The sequence below is a fragment of the Hoylesella enoeca JCM 12259 genome (assembly GCF_000613405.1).
In the GTDB taxonomy this organism is placed as follows: Bacteria; Bacteroidota; Bacteroidia; order Bacteroidales; family Bacteroidaceae; genus Prevotella; species Prevotella enoeca.
On the sequence record NZ_BAIX01000039.1, the window covers coordinates 1 to 22,697 of the forward strand.

A 22,697-nucleotide genomic window follows, 5' to 3' on the forward strand; every position below is an offset into this window, starting at 1 on the left:
AGGCAAAAAATTAGTTTTTCACGCAAAAACACCGGGCGACGAGACAAAAGATTCATATCTGATGGCGCTAATCATCAGAATAATGGATCACTTCGATGCCGCCATAAGGCGCGAGATGCTCGAAGGCATGATCGGGAGAGAACAAACCGCCGTAGATTCCGGCACAAATCAGTACGCCGCCATGCGCAAAAACGGCCACTCGACGATACGGGCGGCTTTTCAGTTCATTGAGAAAGGCAGCCACACGGGCGTATAAGATCGGAAAACTCTCACCGTTGGTCGCTGCCAAATGCATATAGTCATCATACCATCGTTGCAGGCCTCCATCCTCGATTTCATCGTATCGCTGCATCTCCCAGTCACCCATATACATCTCTTTGAGTCTGTCGTCGACTTCGGGGTGGGCATATCCGCAGAATGCAGCCAATTTGCGGGCACGCGTCAAGGGCGAAGAGAAGACGGCATCGAAAGGTGTATAGGCAGCGAGTTGTGCCTTGGTTTCGGCGGCTTCCTGCTCAAAAGTTTCAGCTACGGGCACGTCCGACCATCCGTAACACGTGCCTTTGGGAACGTCGACACTGGTATGTCTGATGAGAACTACTTCCATTGTGTATATCGTTTAAAATAAAAGATTCGGTAGAATTTTCCCGTTTGTCTGTGCAAGGATGTTGAGATAAAAGCTCAGTTCGATCAACAGAAACAGGGCGCCGCAACAATCACCGGTGTATCCTCGTAGCCGCCGCCAAATAAGCAGATAGAGAATATACATCACGATGCACGGAACGAACACTACGAGTTCCCATCTCAGTGCGTCGCCGATGAAATAAAACAGCGGTACGAGCGGCAACAGACCTTGCACGGCCAGGCCTATTCCTGCACGGACATTGATCGATCGGTAGATGATTTTTGATTTTGCCTCTTCTTCGTGACGTGCATAGGGCATCATCATCACGATTTGTCCGGCGACCATTTTTGAGAATGGGTCGGCTGCCAAGATAGCGATTGCGGCGACAAAAGGCGGCATCGAAATGAGTGTAGCAGCCAACAGCACTTCATAGACGACCAATCCTAAAACGCCGTAAGTGCCGATACGCGAGTCTTTCATCATGTCGAGAATGCGCTGCCGATCGTTTCCGCCTCCGCCGAAACCGTCGATGAAGTCGGCCAGGCCGTCTTCGTGCAGCGCTCCCGTGAGCAGAATACGCACCACGAGGGCCAGAATCACGCTGACAGAATAAGGAAAGAGCATCGTGCCGAAATATAGCGTAACGGCCGTGCAGATGGCAGTGAGCCAACCCGTAAGCGGCCAGTATTCCACCACCGACCTGTAACAGTCTTTCGGCGGCTGATAAATTCGCCACCAAGGTAGGCGTGTGAAGAAAATCAGTGCGGCCCAAGGACGGTCGTACCATTTAAAAGTATTTATCGATTTTCGCATCTTTGAAGTTGTTCATTTCATTCATCATCCGCACGGCGCTGTTTATGATAGGATAAGCACAGAGTGCACCCGTTCCCTCGCCGAGTCTGAGTCTTAGTTCAAGTAATGGTTGTGCGTTCATCAATTGCAGCAATCGTCGATGTCCGCTCTCGTCCCCACAGTGCCCGAAGATGGCGTAATCGAGCACCTGCGGATAGAGTTTGGAAGCAGCAAAAACGCAGGCCGACATGATGAACCCGTCGATTATAATAAGCATTCCGAGTTCGGCCGCACGCAGCATAGCCCCGATGGCGCCCACCATCTCGAATCCGCCGAAGTGTCGGATGATCTCTTCTGTCGTTTCACAACGGGCCGATGCCATTGCACGTTGTAGGACATCGTGTTTGTGGCGAAGCCCTTCGGCATTGAGTCCGGCACCCGTTCCGACACATTCCGATAATGGGATGCCGCCCAACAAACTCATCCAAATGCTGGAAGGCGACGTATTCCCAATACCCATTTCACCGATACAAAGGAGATTGCAGCCCTCTTTGTGACAGTCATCCACAAGCGATGCTCCCGTTTCGATGGCTTGATCAAATTGCATGTGCGACATAGCCGGCCCGTAAATGAAATTCTGTGTGCCCCTCGCAATTTTACGATTCAGAATCGCAGGATAAGCCGTGAGATCATAATCAACACCCATATCCACAAGTATCAGCTTGAATCCGTGTTGTCGGCAAAACATATTTACGCCGCCACCACCATGTGTGAAGTTTACCATCTGCTGCCAAGTGACAACCCGCGGAGACACACTCACGCCCTCGTTTTCAATGCCGTGATCACCGGCCAATAACAAATGGCAAGGCCGATGCAATTCGGGCGACAACGTGTGTTGCACCAAACAGATTTGCATCGCTACATCTTCGAGCACGCCCAGTGATCCGCGAGGTTTGTTGAGATTGTCAATCTTATTCTGAATAGCCGTTCGCAACGATGTGTCGGGACGTTGAATATCAAATGCTCTCATCTTTCCGCTCATTCGTTTTGATGGTTAGGGGAATTCCCGACACCATGAGTATCACTTCATCGGCACGCTGGGCGACATATTGATTCATCCATCCCTCTAAGTCGGTGAATCGGCGTTGCACGGCGTTTGTGCTCACCCCACCGCTTCCGATCTCATTGGTCACAAAGATAAATGTAGCTTCCTGTGCTGTAAAACGGTCAAATTCGGCCTCTATTTCATGCAGTGCCGCATCCGTATCTGGCAATTCTCCGCCGATTTCCAACCTGTCGTAAAAGAAATTGGTGCACCAAAGCGTGATGCAATCGATCACCACCACCTGGTGATGCAGGTTGTGCCGACTCAACCATTTATCCTCCTCGATGTTTGTCCAACAGGTTCCTCGCCGTGCTTGGTGATGCCTGACACGTTCGCGAAACTCATCATCCCAGATGCGGGCTGTGGCCAAATAGACAGGCGTTGGCGATAATCTGAGCGCCAATCGTTCTGCAAACGCACTCTTTCCTGAGCGTTGCCCGCCTGTGATGAGGATAATTTGTTTCATTTTGCGAAGATAATAAAAAGTTGATAAAGCAGGCTTCGAGGCTTTCTATTTTTTATTTTTCACGGTCAGAAAAGACTATTTTATTGTTAAAAACGTCTGTAAATGTGTTGCAAAACATGCCTTTTCAAGGATTTTGTTTGGCTGTTCAAGGATTATTTTATTACTTTGCGCCATCAAAAAAGCATTAATAAGAACTTTTGATTGTATAATATTTAATTTTTAGAGAGAATGAAAAAAGTATTTTTGATGTGTTTTGCCGCATGGTTGGCAACATCTATTTCTGCTCAAACAGTGAAAGAGAGCAAGACATTCGACAATTTCTACATTGGCGTGAATGGCGGTTTAGCCACCAAAGCAACCGGTCATAGCTGGATGGGTGACCTCAATCCCAACGCAGGTTTGCGCATCGGTCGTTATTTCACACCGGTTTTCGGTCTGGCTGTTGAGAGCAATGCGTATTTCTCCAACAAACCTTTCAAATCCACAGGAACGGCTGTTCGCTTCCTAAACACGTCTCTGTTGGGAACCGTTAACCTCAGCAACTGGTTCGGCGGCTACCAAGGCGAGCCTCGTGCGTTTGAAGTGATCGCCCTCGGTGGTTTCGGTTGGGGACACGCTTTCGGTAATCGCGGTTTCAATTACGCTTATCGTGAGTATGACAACATGGGTCGTCTCGTTTCCATTGGTAAGAAAGGCGACAACCTGACATCCAAGATCGCATTGGATTTCGTTTTTAATCTCGGCGAAGATAAGGCTTGGCAGATTTACATCGAGCCTGCATTCATCTGGGGTTTGAACGATGCCGTTGCCGACGATGTTGTTGCACTCGGCCATTCTAAGGTGGCTTACAATATCAATCACGGTTATGCACAGCTCAATGCCGGCATTGTTTACAAGTTCGGAAACAGCAACGGCACCCATAACTTTGCCTATGCAACAGGCCGTGATCAGGCCGAAATCGACGGTCTCAATGCTAAAATCAACAAGCTGCGCAACAGTCTCAACGACAAAGATGCAGCGTTGGCCGCTAAGGATCGGAAGATCGGCGACTTGCAAGATGCACTCGATGCATGCAACCGCAAGCCCAAATATGTGAAGCCGGCAACGGCCACCAACTTGCAGCCTACGGTTATTTTCCGTCAGGGCAAGAGCGTGATCGATCCCGCACAGTATGCTTCCATCGAAATGATTGCTCAATACATGCGCAAGCACAGAGGTGCACACGTGGAGATTCGCGGTTATGCTTCGCCCGAGGGTAGCAAGGAAATCAACCAAAAACTGTCTGAGGATCGCGCCGAAGCAGTGAAGGATGCACTCGTGAAAAAGTATAAGATTTCTGCCAGCCGATTGACAACCAGAGGCATGGGAGCCACCGACAAACTCTTCGAAGAGGTGGAATTCAACCGCGTTGCTACATTCAACGATGGTTCGAAAACCGACAAATAGAATTGTAATTCATCCTGTCTCACTCACAAGTCACCATGATGCTTGTCAGCACAATCCATCATGATGGATTGTGAATGAGACAACAGGAATCGACATGAAGTCGATTACGCCTTATGATTAACGGTTACTTGCAGTGCAAGTGACCGTTAATTGTTTTGCAATTGACCGTTAATCACACGCTGATTAACGGTCAAATGCGATCAGGCTAAGAACTTGTCGCACATTTGATAAAATCTGTTTATCTTTGCAGGGGTATGGAAAAGGAATAGGAGAAGCATTGATGAATCAACAAAAGAAAGTTGACGATTCGTCGCAAGGTGCGTACGGGAAAGTGAGGCAACAGCTTGTTGATCCGGAATTATCACTGTCCGATTACTGAAATGACGATTTTGTTTGTCATAATGATATCCGCTTTCAAAAGCTTTAAATTGAAGATATTCATTTAAATTTTACCCGTATAATATCTCAAAGAGACTCCACTCCACCAAGAATTTAGAATAGAAACCAGAGGAAAAGGTTACATATATGGAAACTTTTTCTTATCTTTGCAACATAAATATCATATGAATCAAGAAGCAAGATTTAAAGTTGCGTACATGGAAGAAGCTCTTGATTTTTTAAATCAACTGCCTCAAAAGGCTCAAGCCAAAGTGATGTACACGATTGGCAAGAGCATGTATGTACTCGACAATAATCTGTTTAAAAAACTTGGCGATACTGAAATCTGGGAGTTTCGCACGCTTTACAATGGCATGGCATATCGGTTGTTTGCCTTTTGGGACACAGAAGCAGAGACTTTGGTCATCGCCACGCATGGCATTAGCAAGAAAACACGACGGACTCCACAGAAAGAGATTGCCAAAGCAGAGGTAAAACGAGAAGAGTATTTTAAAAACAAAAATAGATAACCATGGCACAAGAAAAATTATATACACACGAAGAAGTGCTTGACAAAGTGCTCGGCAAGCAGGGAACCACAGCGCGTGATCAATACGAAGCAGACATTCATTCCTTTCTAATGGGTGAAACTATCAGGAAAGCACGTCGGTCTCGTAATCTCACTCAGGATCAGTTGGGTGAACTCATGGGCGTAAAAAAAGCGCAAGTATCAAGGATCGAGGGTGGCCGCAATCTGACTTTTGCCACCATTGTACGGGCATTTAAGGCCATGGGAATCAGTGCCGCTCTTGAAGTCAAAGGCATTGGCAGGGTGGCTCTTTGGTAGAGCATCCTTTGCACAAACATAGCATCACGATGGGAGAAACGAATATGAAACAGCTGTTAACCACAGAGGGCACGCAGGAAAATGCCCACAGCAAAGTGGGGCGATATGAATTCTTAGCCGAACCATTCCACTGCGATTTCACCGATCGCCTCTTTATGGGTCATCTGGGCAACCATTTGCTCAACGCGGCCGACTTCCATTCCAATGAAAGAGGCTTCGGAATGCACTTTCTCAACACCATTCATCGCACGTGGGTGTTGTCAAGGCTGGTCATCGAAATGAAAGAAATGCCCGTAGCTTATACTCGGTTGGCTGTCGAAACATGGGTGAAGGACGCGTTGCGATACTTCACGCACCGCAATTTCAAGATAGAAGACTCTGCCACCGGACACATATTGGGTTACGGACGTAGCATTTGGGCGATGATAGACACCGATACGCGGCAGCCCGCCGACCTGTTGAGCGTGCACAACGGAGACATACTGAAATATGTGGAAACTGACAAAGCGTGCCCTATCAACCCACCGTCGCGTGTGAAAATGACCGATGCCGCCACGTTTGTATGCACCATCGATACAGGGTATAGCGATGTGGATGTCAACGGACACATTAATAGCGTGAAATATATTGAGCACGTTCTCGATCTATGGGATCTCGATTGGCACCGCAACCATCGCATCGGTCGGTTTGAGATTGCCTATGTCGCCGAGGGACACGGTGGCGATCGGTTGAGCTTCTATCGTGAACAAACAGCCCCGAATGAATTTTGCGTGCGGGTGATGAAAACCGAATCGGATAGCGACGAGGCTATAGAACTGTGCCGAAGCAAGGTCGTTTTCGTTAAAAATGACCTACTTTGAGGGGCCTAAATACGAATGAAAAACGGATGAAATGTTAAAAAACGAACCTTGTCGGAGGCTCGCTCAAAAGATAAGATTTGGTCAAACGGATTATTTTTCGTACCTTTGCACCCGATAAGTAAAAGGATAACGCATTTCTTTTGTTGTGAAAAGGTTGTCCTCGTTGTATCTAACGGGACTGAGACTATCGTGCCAATTCATTCTCATAAGGCCGTGGTCGCGAGTATATAATGATTTAAGGATACTCAGGTTCCATAAACAATCAATTATGGAGAGAATAGCAAGAGTTGTATTTTTAATCTTTACAATTTTATTGTTCAATCCCAGTTCGGTTTTTGCCGACAACAACGGAGCGAACGAAACAAACTCAAACAAGATGGATTGGAGCCCAGTGATGGACGCAATCATCAAGGTGGAAAGCAACGGAAATAGTCGTGCCACCAACGGAAAATCAGTGGGAGCGATGCAAATCACCCCGGTTTTGGTTGCAGAATGCAATCAGATTCTTAGAAAAAAGAAGTCGAAGAAGCGGTTTAATCTGTCTGATCGATTCAGCATTGCAAAATCAAAGGAAATGTTTTTACTGATTCAGTCAATGCATAATCCGCTGAACGACATTGAAAAAGCAATCCGAGCTTGGAACGGCGGATTGAATTACAGCGTGAAACGAACGCAAAGATATTTCGAGAAAGTAATGAAAGCGCTCGGTGCTGCATGAAAATTGAGTAACGAGGCAAAGATGAATTAAAAATGTAGAAAAACGTTGTCGGACTCTGACTTTTACATTATCTTTGTCGTATAAATCATTAAAAGATTATTGAATATGAATACTTGGATCATCATTTTAATTGTAGCCATCTTGCTAATCGTATGGATGGTCGGCATGTATAATAATTTGGTGAAGCTCAGAAACAATCGTGAGAATGCCTTTGCCAATATTGATGTGCAGCTCAAACAACGCCACGATCTCGTTCCGCAACTCGTAGCTACGGTCAAAGGTTATGCTGATCATGAGAAAGAAGTGTTTCAACGCGTGACCGAAGCACGTGCAGCAGCAATGAATGCAACTGCAATCAACGATAAAGTGAATACCGAAAACGCTTTGACAAGTGCTTTGGCAGGACTTCGAGTATCGTTGGAAGCTTATCCGGAATTGAAAGCCAATCAGAACTTTTTGCAATTGCAAGGCGAGATTTCAGATATAGAGAACAAGCTGGCAGCCGTTCGTCGCTTCTTCAATTCAGCCACACGAGAACTCAACAACGCCGTGCAAACATTCCCGTCAAATCTCTTTGCACGGATGTTTGGCTTCCACACAGAACCGATGTTTGATGTTCCCAAAGAAGAACGGGCCGCTCTCGACAAAGCTCCTGAGGTGAAATTCTAAGCAGAATGAAATACGTCGGAATGCAAACCCAGATACAACGCAACAATCAGCTCAGCTTATTGTTGCTGCTGTTGTTCCCTGTAATCATACTGGCAACAGTCTGGGCATTCCTCGCTTTGATTGATTTTGCGGGCGTATCGTATTATGATGAATATGGCGAAGCAGTTCATAAACTGGATGTGCAAGTCGTAAACAGCTATTTTCTCACTGCTATTCCCTGGGTGATTGGCGGTGTGTTGCTGTGGTTCATCATTGCTTTCTTCACCAATACAGCAATGATTCGGCAGGCTACCGGTGCTCGTCCGCTTTCGCGAAAAGAGAATCCGCGTGTTTATAACATCATTGAAAACCTCTGTATGACGTGTAACATGGATATGCCTAAGATCAATGTCGTGGACGATCCACAGCTAAACGCTTTCGCGAGCGGCATCGATAAGAACAGTTATACAGTCACAGTAACCACTGGTTTGCTTGATTTGCTTACGGATGAAGAACTTGCCGGCGTTCTCGGTCACGAACTCACACATATCCGCAATCATGATACGCGCCTGCTGATAACAAGCATCATCTTCGTGGGAATCGTCTCCACGGTGATGAGTTTGATTGTTCGCATCTTGTATAACATGTTTATTTTCGGTGGCGGGAACCGTCGATCGAACAGCAAATCGGGCAATAACGGAGCCGGAATCATCGTTGTGATGCTCATCGGATTGGTTTGTTGCGCTGTGGCTTACTTCTTTACGTTGCTCACTCGATTTGCTATCTCGCGCCGACGAGAGTATATGGCCGATGCGGGCGGTGCCGAATTGTGCGGCAATCCGTTAGCTTTGGCTTCGGCATTAAGGAAGATTTCACGCGATCCAGGCCTCGATCAGGTGGGGCGCGAAGATGTTGCGCAACTTTTTATCATTCATCCCGACGAAATGTCTACGGGTTTGTTGGGATTTATGGATTCGCTTTTCAGTACGCATCCAGATACAGAACGTAGAATCGAAATATTGGAACAGTTTTAAATGAAGGCATTGAGAATCGGTCTGTTCATGGCTTTGGTCATGTGGACCAACTATGTTTCGGCCCAGCAAACACAACCAACATCGCATTATCGGGAACGTGTTGCCGACTTCAATAACATGCGTAAGATCGACAGCACAGACGTAGTAATGTTGGGAAACAGTCTCACAGAATTCGGCGGTGACTGGAATCGCCTCCTTCGTTGGCGCCGAGTGCGCAACCGAGGTATTGCCGGCGATGATGCGATGGGCATTCTCCACCGTCTCGACCAGATATTGCCGGGCAAACCGAAAACCATTTTTCTGATGGTGGGAATCAATGATCTGAGCCATGATCTCACGCCCATACAGGTTTTCGATTTATGTAAACAGGTGATCGACAGAATCCATCGACACGCGCCGCACACACACCTTTATGTGCAAAGTCTGCTGCCTATCAACGAGACTTACGGTAAGTGGAAAACATTGGAGGGCAAAACGGCCGATATTCCTAAGATAAATCGCCTGCTGCAAAGCTATTGTCAGCAGCAGGGAATCTCTTTCATCGATTTGTTTCATAAATTTGTGCGTCACGGAACTTATGAATTGCGACGTGACATGACCGTTGACGGCCTTCATCTTTCGCCTTTCGGATACAAAGTTTGGGCATTCGAACTGCGGAAATATCTATCGAATTAAAAAGCAAAAAGCGCAGAAACGATCTGCGCTTTTATTAGTTGCGGAGGCAGGACTCGAACATGCGACCTCCAGGTTATGAGCCTGGCGAGCTACCAACTGCTCCACTCCGCGATGTTATCAACATATTCGTTGTTTGCGGGTGCAAAGTTACGACATTTATTTGAATTATCCAAGAAAATATCAAAAAAGTTTGAATCAAAGTTGATTCATACATGAAAATTTGCGAATCAACTTCATCAAATCTTGAAACCACCTGTCGATTGCCAAGTAACTAACCGTTTATCACACACCAACTCATCGTCATTTGACGTACAACGAACGGTTAGTTGGCATGCAGTTAACCGTTACCTGCAAATGGAACAAAATATTGTTGCTTTTCAACTGTTTATCAATCTATGAATCAACAGTCGGTCGGCAGCAGATTCAGAAGATCTATTGAGAAACGAATCAGCTATTTTCGTTAGATCAGATTGATCGTTTTCTTTCCTCAATGAATCGAATTTCTTGATCATTATCCGTGTAAAATCGCATGCAAAATTTGCACAAACGAAATAAAATCGATACTTTTGTACACAGCTAAAATTCTGTGCACTTTGATCAAAAGATGGAGGATCAGCATATGTCCATATCCCAAACAAGACAAAAATTAGTAGACGTTGCAAGACTGTTGTTCGCCAAAAACGGGGTTGCCAATACCACGATGAACGACATTGCGATTGCTTCGGGCAAGGGGCGACGCACGCTTTACACCTATTTTAATCGCAAAGAAGACATGTATTACGCCGTGATCGAGTCGGAATTGGAACGACTCAGCGACAAATTAGATGAAGTGGCGGCTAAAAAGATTGCTCCGCAAGAGAAGATTATCGAATTGATCTACACCCATCTCAGCATGATTAAAGAGACGGTGGTACGCAATGGTAACCTGCGCGCAGAGTTTTTCCGCAACATTTGGATGGTGGAAAAAGTGCGAAAGAATTTCGATGAAGACGAGATTGAGCTTTTTCGCAAGGTTTATGCAGAGGGAAAAGCCAGTGGAGAATTCGATATCGACAACGTGGAATTGGTGGCCGACATCACGCACTATTGTATCAAAGGTCTGGAAGTGCCGTTCATCTATGGGCGATTGGGACACGGACTCACTGAGGAGAGTAGCAAACCGCTCGTTGCCAAAGTGGTTTATGGCGCATTGGGAAAGGCTGGTATGAAATAAATCGATCATGACTCATCAATTTTTAAACATAAAAACGACATGAAATTATTGGAAGGAAAGACAGCACTTATCACAGGTGCTGCGCGCGGTATAGGTAAGGCGATCGCCTTGAAATTTGCCGCTGAAGGTGCAAATATTGCATTCACCGATCTCGTTATCGATGAAAACGGCAAGGCAACAGAGGCAGAAATCGCTGCGCTCGGCGTGAAGGCGAAAGGTTATGCCAGCAATGCGGCCGACTTTGCAGAGACTGAAAATGTGGTGAAAGCAGTCAAAGAGGAATTCGGTTCGATAGATATTCTGGTCAATAATGCCGGTATCACAAAAGACGGATTGATGCTTCGGATGAGCGAATCACAGTGGGATGCTGTGATTGCAGTCAATTTGAAGAGTGCATTCAACTTCATTCACGCTTGTGTCCCAGTGATGATGCGTCAGCGCGGAGGCTCGATCATCAACATGGCATCAGTTGTCGGTGTACACGGTAATGCCGGTCAAGCCAATTATGCAGCATCAAAAGCCGGACTAATAGCCCTTGCCAAGAGCGTGGGTCAGGAGATGGGTCCCAAAGGAATACGTGCCAATGCCATCGCCCCGGGTTTTATCGACACGGCGATGACACAGCAGTTGTCCGACAAAGTGCGTGAAGAATGGGTGAACAAAATCCCTCTCCGTCGCGGCGGAACAGTAGACGATATTGCCAATTGTGCTGTATTTTTAGCTTCGGATCTGTCGAGCTACATCAGCGGACAGGTGATTCAGGTCGATGGCGGTATGAATATGTAATTTGAATGACGATTGTGGCGTGAGGAATGGGGGAATGATTGCCTGCGGCAATGATGAATGACAGATGCGGAATGATGAATTTCTCATGTGTCACTCCACATTCCTCATCCACTTTTCAACACGTTGAAACATGACCGTTGAATACGAAGACAATCATGTGATCATTGTTTCCAAATGCAGCGGAGAGATCGTGCAGGGAGACAAAACGGGTGATACGCCGCTCGCAGAGACTGTAAAAGCTTATTTGAAAGAGGCTTATGCCAAACCCGGTAATGTTTTCTTGGGCGTCGTTCATCGATTAGACCGACCCGTTTGGGGCTTGGTTGTCTTTGCAAAAACCTCAAAAGCCTTGTCGCGTCTCAATAAAATGTTTTGCGATGGGGATATACATAAAACATATTGGGCCATCACCCGTAATGCGCCCGATCATCAAGAAGGAGAGCTGACACACTGGTTGGTGCGCAATGAGAAGCAAAACAAGAGTTACGCTTACGATCACGAGGTGCCGCGCTCTAAGCATGCCGTGTTGCGATACCGCATCATTGGACACAGTGACAATTATTATTTGTGGGAGATTCAACTACTTACGGGCCGTCATCATCAGATCCGTTGTCAGTTGGCTAACGTCGGATGCCCCATCAAAGGAGACTTGAAATATGGGGCAAAACGCAGTAATCCCGATGGCAGCATCTCTCTTTTATCGCGTCGGGTGGAGTTTGTTCATCCCGTATCTCACATTCCTGTGTCTGTCACTGCGCCCTTGCCCGATGACAAATTGTGGCAAGCGCTTTATCCGATTGATCATTGATGCTTCGCGATCGATCGTTGACAATATGGAAACCATTCGTTTTCAGTTAGACAAAATACGATTGAGATTATAGCTCAATGTGATAAGTGCATAACTACCTATTTGTGGCGTGTAAATCTCATTGAGCCTGTCAGGTCGGTAGTGCGTGAATAACTCCGGCGCTGACTGAGTATATCGTTCCATGAAAAACCCAATGTGAGTTGTCTTTTACGTAAGAAACGCCATTCCACAGAGGCGTCCCAAACAATCTGCGAGCGGTCTTCGCATCGCACATTCGTACCGTTTCGCAACGTGTAAGCCGTGTTGGTACGAAGCGAAAGACAATCGAATAGCGTGGTATAGGCATCAACCGAAACCGCATAATGGCGCAACAGATCATGCGAATCATTCAGTGTGTTGGCCGAACGGTTGATATTCCACGAGGCTTGTAATGCCATTCCACCCCACTTGGGAGCGTAGTTACCGCGCAAGTCACATTGCATGGAAACGTTACGGGTGTAACTTCGCTCGGCGTTCAGCAGTGCGACGTCTTGTGCGTAATTGCCTTGCGTCATCGCATTGACATTGAATTGTCCGAAAGAATGCTGGTAACGGAGCGCTCCTTCGGTGCTCCAATTGCCGTTGATATTGACCGGTCTGACCGTGCGTGAGCCTGTCTTCGTATCGTAAATAATGTCTTGCGTGACACTGTTCAGTTCGTTTCGCCATTCGGCAGAGGCCGAAAAACCGATCCGTGCAAGGTCTGCATCAAGACGAATACTCTGTAAATAAGTGCTGCGCAGATGAGGATTGCCTTGCGTTTTATTAAGTGGATCGCGGTCATCGGTGAGTGTCAGCAGACTGAAAAGAGATGGCAGCGAAGTCGATCCGTCGTAAGAGGCAGAGAGACGAACTTGATTTCGTTCCCAACTGACATTCAATGCGGGTGAGAACACAGTCATCCGGAGTGTTGTGTCGGCTTTGATTGCCCCCTCGTTTTGGCTGATGCTGCGCCGTTCGGGCGACATTATGACATTTGCTTCGATCTGAAATGGATCGTGATTGTAAGAGAATGTGAGTTTCAACTGATTCGTCATAACCGTGCTCCGACTGTGATTGCTGAGACTATCGATGAATCCTCGGCGATAAAGAGCAGGCAAAGTGCCGATGGGGGCATGACGATCGGAAAACGACGAGAGATCGAAAGTGTTGCGATCGCTCGATTCCCGACTCGCAGAAAACTTGTAAGCGAGTTGCAAAGAGAGATCTGTGCCGAATGGTTGACTAAAAGCGAGTTCACCACTGGTTTGATTCCGACTTACAGGCGATTGTGCATAGCGATCGAGCAGATGCAATGAGTCACCGCCCAAGTCAGAACGTAACCGATGATACGTAGTGATCGAACGGTTGAAATCGTTCGAACGAGAAGTGGAATGACTGTATCCCGTTTCCACAGAGACACTGGTGCCGCGCTCGTTGAGCCGTTGGGCAAAGCTGACCGCCATGCTGTAATCGGTCGATCGACTATCCCCTTTGTTGTCGCCATGCACTTCATTGATTAGACTTTCGGGTTTATAGTTTTTCGACTCGGTAAAAGGATGGCGCGCATCAAGCATCGGTGGCTCGTCAAAAGTTGCTCGATTGTCCGACGAAAGACTGTTAGTTGCGTTGCGATTAAGTGCAAATCGCACGCTCATTAATGCTCTTTCGCTGACGTCCCAACGCAGACTTGCATTACCGCTAATCATTCGCGATGTTGAAGAACGATCTTCCGCCTGCGACAGATAGCGATTTCCCGCAGTGAAATATTGTTCTTGATAAGAGGAGGAAAGGCTTCCGTTCTTGGCATGGTTATAGCTGAAACCGCAGTTGAAGGATAGTTTCTCAAACATTTTTTTATTGAAATTGAATCCCAGAAAAGTAGACATGTTTCCTTTGTAACGCTCGGTTTGTTCGGCATTCGATCGTTGGGCATAGAGCGAAATATTGTCTCCGTTCTGTCGGAAATAATTGGATGAGAGTAGCTGTTGCTGTTTGTCATCGGTCCCCAAACCCGCTTTGGCTTGCGAAAGCAGCATGCCGTTGAACTCGCTTTTGGTCTGAATGTCGAGCACATAATGCTTGCCGCTTGCGCGAACACGGGTGATTCGTTCCCGTTCGTCACGTTTATCGTAAATCTTAATCTTGCTGATCAATTCCACGGAAAGGTTTTTCAAGGCGATCTCTATATCGTTGTTGAAAAACGACTGACCATTGACGCAGATGCTTTCGATGCTTTTCCCGTGATAAGTCAGCGTCTTGTTCTGTCGGTCGTAGATCAGACCGGGAATGCGACTCACCAAGGTTTCGAGATAAGAACCAGTCGGAGTCTTGAAGTTCATGGCGTTGATCACAGTGGTATCACCCTTTAACAACACGTCGGGTGTGCGTGCTGTGATAACCACTTCGCCGATCATCACCGTGGAATCCGTGCGGAATGACGATGCAGATAACCCATTTTGCCCTTGCGAACGACTTGCAACGGCAATCAGCAAAAGAGTAAATAACAGAATCGTTCGGTGCATTCGGCTCATAGTTTATCATCTGCAAAAGTAACGAAAAAGTATTGCTTGAAAGATAAAATAGACTTGAATATAACGTTTTTTCGTAAAAAAGCACTTACTTTGCACTGCATATCAACAAATGATATATTGATGAGGAGAATCCTAAAAGGGCTCGGAATTGCGATTGCTACACCGATTTTGCTTTTTATCATACTTACACTGCTGCTTTATTTCCCGCCTTTTCAGCGTTGGGCTGTGAAGCAAACGGCGACTTATGCAGCCCAAAAAACAGGCTCGGAAATCACTGTCGAGCGTGTGCGTTTGCTTTTTCCGCTCGATCTCAGCATCGAAGGACTGCGCGTCATACGCCCTAACGATTCACTTCCGCAGGTGAAAGACACGGTGGCCGACGTCGGACGCATTGTTGTCGACGTGCAGTTGTGGCCGTTGTTGCATAAAAAGGTGGAAGTGGATGCACTCGAATTTCATCGCCTCAAACTCAATACCGCCCACTTGATTCATGAAGTTCGCGTTCGCGGAACGGTCGACCGACTGAGCGTGAAGAGCCATGGCATCGATCTGGGAAAGGAAATTCTGCGGGTGAACCGGGCCGAACTCGCCGGCGCCAAGGTGCATGTGGAATTGAGCGACACCGTTCCACCCGATACCACTAAGAGTCAGACATATTGGAAAATCTATGTGGACGACCTCGCAGTGAGCCGTGCTGATGTCACCGTTCACTTTCCCGGCGACACGCTTCAAGTGCAAGCCTACTTGGGAAAGACCACGGCCGGTGGCGGTTTTTTCGATCTTGACAAAGGCATTTACCGTGTGCGACGCTTCGATTGGGCCGAAGGCAGGCTGCGCTATGACAACAATTTCAAGCCACACAGCCAAGGATTGGATTTCAATCATGTTTCGCTCACAGGCGTGACAGTGGCTGCCGACTCGTTGTTTTACAGCGATCCGCAACTCCGCGTGCATCTTCGTGCCTGCTCATTCAGGGAAAAAAGCGGCATCGAAGTGACCCGATTGACTGGTCCGATAGCCTTGGATTCCACGCGACTATATCTACCCGATCTTCAATTCCGCACGCCCGAATCGAGTCTCACAGCCGCTTTCGATATGGATCTTGATGCCTTTGCCGACGAGCATCCGGGCAAGATCAACGCCACATTGCACGGTTCGTTTGGCAAGCAAGATCTGATGCGCTTTCTCAGTGACATGCCTCTGCAATTCCGTCGACGCTGGCCCAACTATCCGTTGGCCGTCAACGGCGTGGTGAGAGGCAATCTGCGACGCGTGGATTTCACGGGTCTGTCGGTCGTTTTACCCACAGCCTTTCGACTGAAAGCCACAGGATATGCCGTCGATCCGCTGAATCCGCAACGCATGAAAGCCGATGCCGACATCAAACTCAATACGTTCAATCTCAGGTTTCTGACCGAAGCATTTCTCAATCGGAAGCTAACGACATTGCTACATGTGCCTAATGGCCTTGCAATTAACGGTAAGTTGCACGTCAATCAACGCTTCGTTGCAACGCAATTAACGGCTTTTGAGGGAGGGGGCAACTTAAAAGCTGATGCTCAGATAGATACAAGGCGAATGGCTTATCGCGCCAAACTCTCGATCAACGCCTTTCCTTTGCAACATTTCCTACCGCGAATGAGGTTGCATCCGTTTACGGGCAACGTTTCGCTGAGCGGCTCGGGAACCGATATTTTTTCGCCTCGCACACGCTTACATGCACAGGCTCGCGTGCTGAAATTCCGCTACGGAGCCTATGATCTGGACCATATCACGGGGAGTGCCGCTGTGAGTAACGGAGTGATTCATGCCGACATTCACAGTGACAACACCCTGGTAAAGGGCTTGATCAGTCTGGATGCCCTAACCGACAGCAAGCGGCTGCGCGCCACTGTGGGTATGGATCTCAAACGGGTCGACCTCTATCGTTTGGGAATTTTACACCAGCCGCTGACCGTCGGACTATGCGGGCATGTGGATGTGGCATCGAATCGGCGCGAAAATCACATGATCAAGGGATCGGTGAGCGATATTACGATTCACGATAACGTGCGGACTTATCGACCGGAAGACGTAACGATGGACGTCTTTACGCGTCGCGACACCACTCATGCCATCGTAGATTGCGGCGATTTTCATCTGAATATGGATGCGCGTGGCGGCTATACGCAACTGATCAAACAAGGAAACAATTTGTTGGCCGAACTTGGGCGGCAACTGAAAGACAAATATATCGATCAGATTCGATTGCGAGAGCGGTTACCCCATGCACGTATTTATCTGGTCAGCGGACGGCATAACTTCTTCTGTCGGATACTGAAAAAATATGGTTATGCGCTGAACGGCATCTCGCTGGACATGCATTCGTCGCCCGTTGCAGGCCTGAACGGACGCATGGAAATCGATTCGCTCATCGTGGATAGCATCCAACTCGACACCGTCAGACTTCGTTTGTTGTCCAATGACAATGCAATGACTTATCAGGCACAAGTGAGAAACAACGCCGACAACCCTCATTACACATTCAATGCACTCGTATCGGGCGGCATTTATGAGCGAGGCACGCGTCTCACAACAAAGATTTATGATGCGAAAAACAAGCTCGGATTGAGCATCGGCGTGTCGGGTTCGATGGAATCCAACGGTATTGCGCTGCACCTGATGGGTGATGACCCCATCTTAGGCTACAAACGATTCAGCGTCAATGATAGCAACTATGTGTTCTTAGGTGATGATCGACGCGTGTCTGCTGATTTACGACTCTCGGCTTCGGATGGAACGGGAATCCAAATCTATACCGATGACAAAAACCGTGAGGCTTTGCAAGACATCACTGTCAGCCTAAACCGATTTGTGTTGGACAAACTTCTGTCGGTGCTTCCTTACACACCGAACATCTCAGGAACGATGGACGGCGACTTCCACCTTATTCAGACGAGAGACAAGCTATCTGTTTCGTCAGATATTTCAGTTGAAAAGTTGGTCTATGAAGGTACCCGAATGGGCGATGTCAGCACCGAATTCGTTTATATGCCGAAGTCTGACGGCACCCATTATGTCAACGGAACGCTGATGAGCAGCGGTCAGGAAGTGGCCACGCTGGAAGGAACTTACCAGTCGAAAGGTGCCGGACACCTCGATGCCGACCTCAATTTGAATCGCTTTCCACTGTCTTACATCAATGGCTTCATTCCCCGTCAGCTCATCGGATTCAAAGGAGTGGGCGAAGGAAAACTCACCGTGAAAGGCGCCTTGAGCAAGCCGCAGGTGGACGGTGAGGTGTATTTGGATTCCGCTTATGTCATGAGCGAGCCTTACGGTGTAGAGATGCGTTTCGACAACGACCCTGTTCGGATCGTCGGAAGTCATCTGCTCTTCGAGAACTTCGAAATGTATGCCCATAACTCCAGCCCTCTGACAGTGGCAGGTTACTTTGATTTCTCGGACCTGAATAAGATGAGTCTCGACGTGAAGATGCGTGCGCAGAATTTCCTTCTGATCGATGCGAAGGAGAATTACAGGTCGGAGGCTTACGGGAAAGCCTATGTCAACTTCTTCGGACGTATGGGAGGCCTCATCGATAATTTGAAGATGCGAGGCAAATTGGATGTGCTCGACGCTACGGATCTGACCTATGTCTTGCGTGATTCACCACTGACGACTGACAATCAGATGGATGATCTGGTAAAGTTTACAGACTTCAAAGACAGCACGCAAGAAACCATCGAGCGTCCGCCCCTCACAGGTCTGGACATGGATCTCACTATCGGGATCGACGAAAACGCCCATATTCTTTGTGCCTTGAATGCCGATAAGTCTAATTATGTGGACCTGATCGGCGGCGGAAACCTGCGTATGCAATACAATCCGGTGGACCAACTCCGCATGACTGGTCGCTACACCCTCAACAACGGAGAGATGAAGTATTCGCTCCCCGTGATACCTTTGAAGACATTCACCATCCGCGACGGCAGCTATGTGGAGTTCCTCGGCGACGCGATGAACCCTAAGCTCAACATCACAGCCACCGAAACCACCAAAGCATCGGTGTCGTCGGGAGAGAAAGACAGTCGTGTGGTGGATTTCGAATGCGGCGTAGTGATCACCAAAACACTCAAAGACATGGGGTTGGAATTTATTATCAACGCCCCGCAAGACATGGCAATGGCCAACCAACTCAATACGATGAGCAAGGAAGAACGCGGCAAACTGGCTGTGACGATGCTCACAACGGGCATGTATTTAGCTGACGGCAACACCCAAGGATTCTCTATGAACAATGCCCTAAGCGCCTTTTTGCAGAGCCAAATCAACAATATCACGGGGAGTGCGCTGCGTACGCTCGATCTGAGTTTCGGTCTCGACAACGTCACCGACGCCAGCGGCAACATGCACACCGACTATTCTTTTAAATTCTCAAAACGTTTTTGGAACAACCGACTGCGGATCATCATCGGCGGCAAGGTGTCGACGGGTAACGACGTAACGGCCCAAGACAACACGTTTCTCAATAACGTGTCGCTCGAATACCGGCTCAATCAAGGTTCCACACGCTATTTACAGGTCTTCTATAACCGCGATAGCTACGACTGGTTGGAGGGCGATATCGGCAAGTATGGCGTCGGATTCATCTGGCGTCGCAAGCTCAGCCACTTCAAAGACTTGTTCCGGTTCAAAGACCGAGCCGACATGGTGATCCCGGTTCCTGACGACACCATAAAAGTGAAGAATCATGCAACAAATCAATAGACTCATATATATCGGCCTGATAACCGCTGTCGTCTCTGTGCTCATGTCTTGTTCAACCACCAAGGCTGTGCCCGACGGCGACCAACTCTACACCGGCTTATCCAAGATCAAGTATCAGAATGCCGAAACAAACAAGCATTTCGACGACACCAAAACCGAACTCGAAGCCGCACTCGCCTGTGCCCCCAACGGCTCATTATTTGGAAGCAGCTACGTGCGCACTCCTTTCCCGATCCGGCTATGGATCTGGAATGCCTTTTCGGGTGCCGACTCGGGAGTGGGGCATTGGATCTCGAAAACGTTTGGCAAACCTCCCGTGCTGATGAGTTGGGTCAATCCGGCGCTGCGGGCATCGGTGGCGCAGTCGGTCATGCGGTCTCACGGTTACTTCCGCGGCACCGTCGGTTATGAGACGGTCCCCACACGCAACCCGAAGAAAGCCAAAATCGGTTACACGGTCACGATGAACCACCTCTTCACACTCGACTCCATCACGCGAGAAAACTTCCCGCCCGCCATCGACAGTCTGCTTGATGCCACAGCCCAACAAGCCAAGCTACACACCGGCGACCCTTTTGATGCGAGCACATTGGATGCCGAACGCAACCGCATCAGCACGCTCCTGCGCAACAACGGCTACTTCTATTATCAACCAACTACGCCTCTTATCTGGCCGACACACTGGCACGACGCGGCCGCGTGCAACTGCGAATGCTGATGACCGACAACGCTCCTGCCCGCGCTCGTCGAAAATGGTATATCGGAAAGGTGGATCTCAACCTGCGACGGCTGTTCATGGAGCCGCTCAAAGACTCCCTCACGCGCCGCTCCCTCACCGTACACTTCAACGGGCGCCGCTCCCCCATTCGTCCCGGCGCCATCCTCCACCGCGTGAAACTGCGCCCCGGACAACTCTATCGTTACGACGACTATCTCCAATCCTATAACAACATCACCGGAACGGGCCTCTACACGATGGTCGACTTCAATTTCACGCCGCGCGACAGCTCGGCCAACTGCGACACGCTCGATCTCAACCTGAGTTGCGTCTTCGACAAGCGCTATGACTTCTACGTAGAAACCAATTACACCGGAAAAACCAACGGCAAGATGGGACCGGGCATCACCGTGGGCTTCGGCAAACGAAACGCATTGCGCGGCGGCGAAAAACTCGACATCAGCCTCAACGGATCATACGAATGGCAGACCGGCCATGCGGACGAGGGCACCTCCTCGCGGCTCCATTCTTACGAGTACGGCGGATCAGCCTCGTTGGAGTTCCCTCGTCTGCTGCTGCCCTTCTGGCAACAACATCACTTTTTCAGCACACCCTCCACCTTGCTCAAAGCATCGACCGACATCATCAACCGCGCCGGCTACTTCAAGCGCCATATCGTTTCGGGCGAACTCACCTATAACTTCCAAACCTCGCCCACCTCGCTCCACCAGTTCAGCCCCCTATCCTTGCAGTATAATCACATGACGAGCCACACCGATGAGTTCCAGCAAATCATGGACAACAATCCATATCTCAAAGTGGCCATGCGCGACGTCATGATTCCCAAAATGCGTTACAGCTATATCTACACCAGCACCGCCCACCGGCGAAATCCCATCTGGTGGCAAACCACCGTGAGCGAAGCTGCCAACATCTTGTCGCTGGGCTATCTGGCGGCAGGCAACCGATGGAACGAGCGCGACAAACAGATATTCAAAAATCCCTATGCCCAATTCTTCAAGATCGAAACCGAGTTCCGGAAAACCTGGCGGATGAGCGACCACACACAGCTCGTGGCTCATGTGGCCGCCGGCATCATCTGGTCTTACGCCAACTCCACAGGCGCTCCTTACAGCGAACAGTTTTACGTGGGCGGAGCAACAGCATCCGGGCTTTCAACGTGCGCAGCATCGGACCCGGAGCTTTCAGTCCCACATCCACATCCAACTCTTACCTCGACCAGACGGGCGACATCAAGCTGCTGCTCAATCTCGAATATCGCCCCCGCCTGTTTGGCAATCTCTATGGCGCCGTCTTTCTCGATGCGGGCAATGTGTGGACATTGCACGACTATGCCGAGCGCCCTGCCGGCAGCTTCCGGTTGAAGAATCTGCCCCGCGAAATGGCACTCGGCACGGGCGTAGGCCTGCGTTACGACCTCGACTACTTTGTCATCCGAGTCGATTGGGGTGTCGGCCTTCACGTGCCCTATAAGTCGGGCTTCTACAACATCTCAACATTCAAAGACGGTCAGAGTCTCCATCTCGCCATCGGCTACCCCTTCTGACGCACTCCCTCACCTCCTCACAAGAAGTATGCGACCTGTGCCCCACAACGATACGAGTAGTGCCCCACAAGTCGCATACAGATTACACGCAAATCAAAAAGGGTGAAAAGAAGCTACCCCAGCCATCTTCTCACCCTTTCCGGTTTAATTCCCCTTTTCACTCTTTCACTTCTTTCAGCTCATCCTTCTCGCGCACAACCCACAGCGTGCGTTTCGGATCGGTGCTGTACGCCAACTCATAGGCTTTCTGTTTACCCGAACCTTGTGTTTTTCCGGTGAAGACGAGGACGTTGGGGGCGATGCCGTTGGATTCCTCGAATTTGCGGATCAACGGGGCGAGTTCTTTGCGGAGCGCTTCGAGCTGGCGCTCGGCGCGCGCTTTGTTGGTGGCCGCGCGGTTGGCCAACAACGTGTGACGATTGTCGACCACGGCGTTGTATTCGCTGATGAGGGCAGTGATGGTGGCGCTGGGTTCGAGGTCATCGAGCGAATCGATGCGGCGGAGCACGGCGTTGAGGGCAGCGTCGGTGGCCGAGCGTAGGGCTTTGATGTCGAACGTGCCGGTGGGGATCGTTTTCTTAAATCGCGCCTGGAAGCATTTGTCAAAGGCGGCGTTGGCGGCTGTGAGGCGGGCCACGGCGCCTTGCAGATTCGTGCGACCGACGCTTAATTTGGCTTCGGGCGTGTTCAGATCGGTGATCAGATTCTGA

Annotated in this window: 18 protein-coding genes, 1 tRNA gene and 1 pseudogene; 13 read left to right on the top strand and 7 right to left on the bottom strand. The window is 48.9% G+C overall.

Going from position 1 to position 22,697, the window contains the following annotated elements; translation table 11 throughout:
* Positions 1–67 precede the first annotated feature (67 nt).
* The 4 genes from cobC to JCM12259_RS09980 are packed head-to-tail and all read right to left on the bottom strand — an operon-like array spanning position 68 to position 2,988.
* A complete protein-coding gene (cobC, locus tag JCM12259_RS09965) occupies positions 68–607 on the bottom strand; it encodes an alpha-ribazole phosphatase (protein WP_025066355.1) in 540 nt (179 codons plus the stop codon).
* 12 nt (positions 608–619) lie between these two features.
* The gene (locus JCM12259_RS09970; protein ID WP_025066356.1) at positions 620–1,438 is read right to left on the bottom strand and encodes an adenosylcobinamide-GDP ribazoletransferase; all 819 of its coding nucleotides are present in this window, start codon (positions 1,436–1,438) and stop codon (positions 620–622) included.
* The gene (gene cobT / locus JCM12259_RS09975; RefSeq protein ID WP_025066357.1) at positions 1,413–2,447 is read right to left on the bottom strand and encodes a nicotinate-nucleotide--dimethylbenzimidazole phosphoribosyltransferase; all 1,035 of its coding nucleotides are present in this window, start codon (positions 2,445–2,447) and stop codon (positions 1,413–1,415) included. Before cobT ends, JCM12259_RS09970 begins: the two co-directional genes overlap by 26 nt.
* Positions 2,434–2,988 (bottom strand): bifunctional adenosylcobinamide kinase/adenosylcobinamide-phosphate guanylyltransferase, encoded by a 555-nt coding sequence (locus JCM12259_RS09980; protein ID WP_025066358.1) that lies wholly within the window; start codon positions 2,986–2,988, stop codon positions 2,434–2,436. The genes cobT and JCM12259_RS09980 overlap by 14 nt, the downstream gene beginning before the upstream one ends.
* 228 nt (positions 2,989–3,216) lie before the next feature.
* Here JCM12259_RS09980 and JCM12259_RS09985 point away from each other — a divergent pair, with 228 nt between their 5' ends.
* The 8 genes from JCM12259_RS09985 to JCM12259_RS10025 all read left to right on the top strand — a co-directional run bounded on the left by JCM12259_RS09985 (position 3,217) and on the right by JCM12259_RS10025 (position 9,594).
* Positions 3,217–4,434 (top strand): OmpA family protein, encoded by a 1,218-nt coding sequence (locus tag JCM12259_RS09985; protein WP_025066359.1) that lies wholly within the window; start codon positions 3,217–3,219, stop codon positions 4,432–4,434.
* Positions 4,435–4,997: 563 nt separating this feature from the next.
* Positions 4,998–5,342 carry a type II toxin-antitoxin system RelE/ParE family toxin gene (locus JCM12259_RS09995; RefSeq protein WP_025066360.1) on the top strand — a complete coding sequence of 115 codons (345 nt, stop codon included), beginning with the start codon at positions 4,998–5,000 and terminating at the stop codon, positions 5,340–5,342.
* 2 nt (positions 5,343–5,344) lie between these two features.
* Positions 5,345–5,659: a helix-turn-helix domain-containing protein gene (locus JCM12259_RS10000; protein ID WP_025066361.1), complete on the top strand. Its 315-nt coding sequence runs from the start codon at positions 5,345–5,347 to the stop codon at positions 5,657–5,659.
* A 44-nt stretch (positions 5,660–5,703) separates the two neighbouring features.
* The gene (locus tag JCM12259_RS10005) at positions 5,704–6,519 is read left to right on the top strand and encodes an acyl-[acyl-carrier-protein] thioesterase (protein ID WP_051559333.1); all 816 of its coding nucleotides are present in this window, start codon (positions 5,704–5,706) and stop codon (positions 6,517–6,519) included.
* 268 nt (positions 6,520–6,787) lie between these two features.
* Positions 6,788–7,237, top strand: a complete 450-nt coding sequence (locus JCM12259_RS10010; RefSeq protein WP_025066363.1) for a lytic transglycosylase domain-containing protein — start codon at positions 6,788–6,790, stop codon at positions 7,235–7,237.
* Between the two features lie 105 nt (positions 7,238–7,342).
* Entirely contained in the window at positions 7,343–7,906 is a 564-nt protein-coding gene (locus tag JCM12259_RS10015; RefSeq protein ID WP_025066364.1) for a LemA family protein, read from the top strand.
* Positions 7,907–7,911: 5 nt separating this feature from the next.
* Positions 7,912–8,919 carry a M48 family metallopeptidase gene (locus JCM12259_RS10020; protein ID WP_025066365.1) on the top strand — a complete coding sequence of 336 codons (1,008 nt, stop codon included), beginning with the start codon at positions 7,912–7,914 and terminating at the stop codon, positions 8,917–8,919.
* A complete protein-coding gene (locus JCM12259_RS10025; protein WP_025066366.1) occupies positions 8,920–9,594 on the top strand; it encodes a GDSL-type esterase/lipase family protein in 675 nt (224 codons plus the stop codon).
* A gap of 38 nt (positions 9,595–9,632) precedes the next feature.
* On the opposite strand, the gene JCM12259_RS10030 is transcribed toward JCM12259_RS10025, so the two are convergent.
* Positions 9,633–9,705: transfer RNA gene (locus JCM12259_RS10030), tRNA-Met, on the bottom strand.
* A 508-nt stretch (positions 9,706–10,213) separates the two neighbouring features.
* On the opposite strand from JCM12259_RS10030, the gene JCM12259_RS10040 reads away from it, so the two are divergent.
* The 3 genes from JCM12259_RS10040 (at position 10,214) to JCM12259_RS10050 (ending at position 12,401) form a co-directional block, all read left to right on the top strand.
* Positions 10,214–10,807, top strand: a complete 594-nt coding sequence (locus JCM12259_RS10040) for a TetR/AcrR family transcriptional regulator (RefSeq protein ID WP_025066367.1) — start codon at positions 10,214–10,216, stop codon at positions 10,805–10,807.
* A gap of 39 nt (positions 10,808–10,846) precedes the next feature.
* Positions 10,847–11,593, top strand: coding sequence for a 3-oxoacyl-[acyl-carrier-protein] reductase (gene fabG / locus JCM12259_RS10045; protein WP_025066368.1), 747 nt, complete (start codon positions 10,847–10,849; stop codon positions 11,591–11,593).
* A 130-nt stretch (positions 11,594–11,723) separates the two neighbouring features.
* Entirely contained in the window at positions 11,724–12,401 is a 678-nt protein-coding gene (locus tag JCM12259_RS10050) for an RluA family pseudouridine synthase (RefSeq protein WP_025066369.1), read from the top strand.
* A 98-nt stretch (positions 12,402–12,499) separates the two neighbouring features.
* On the opposite strand, the gene JCM12259_RS14985 is transcribed toward JCM12259_RS10050, so the two are convergent.
* Positions 12,500–14,953 carry a porin family protein gene (locus JCM12259_RS14985; protein ID WP_081784194.1) on the bottom strand — a complete coding sequence of 818 codons (2,454 nt, stop codon included), beginning with the start codon at positions 14,951–14,953 and terminating at the stop codon, positions 12,500–12,502.
* Between the two features lie 120 nt (positions 14,954–15,073).
* Here JCM12259_RS14985 and JCM12259_RS10060 point away from each other — a divergent pair, with 120 nt between their 5' ends.
* Both JCM12259_RS10060 and tamL read left to right on the top strand, forming a co-directional pair.
* Positions 15,074–19,702 carry a translocation/assembly module TamB domain-containing protein gene (locus JCM12259_RS10060; RefSeq protein WP_025066370.1) on the top strand — a complete coding sequence of 1,543 codons (4,629 nt, stop codon included), beginning with the start codon at positions 15,074–15,076 and terminating at the stop codon, positions 19,700–19,702.
* A pseudogene (gene tamL / locus JCM12259_RS14990) lies at positions 19,686–21,987 on the top strand (translocation and assembly module lipoprotein TamL). Before JCM12259_RS10060 ends, tamL begins: the two are co-directional and overlap by 17 nt.
* 157 nt (positions 21,988–22,144) lie before the next feature.
* Here tamL and JCM12259_RS16775 read toward each other — a convergent pair.
* Positions 22,145–22,697 (bottom strand): DUF6261 family protein (locus tag JCM12259_RS16775; RefSeq protein ID WP_025066371.1); only part of this gene is annotated, 553 nt, incomplete at its 5' end.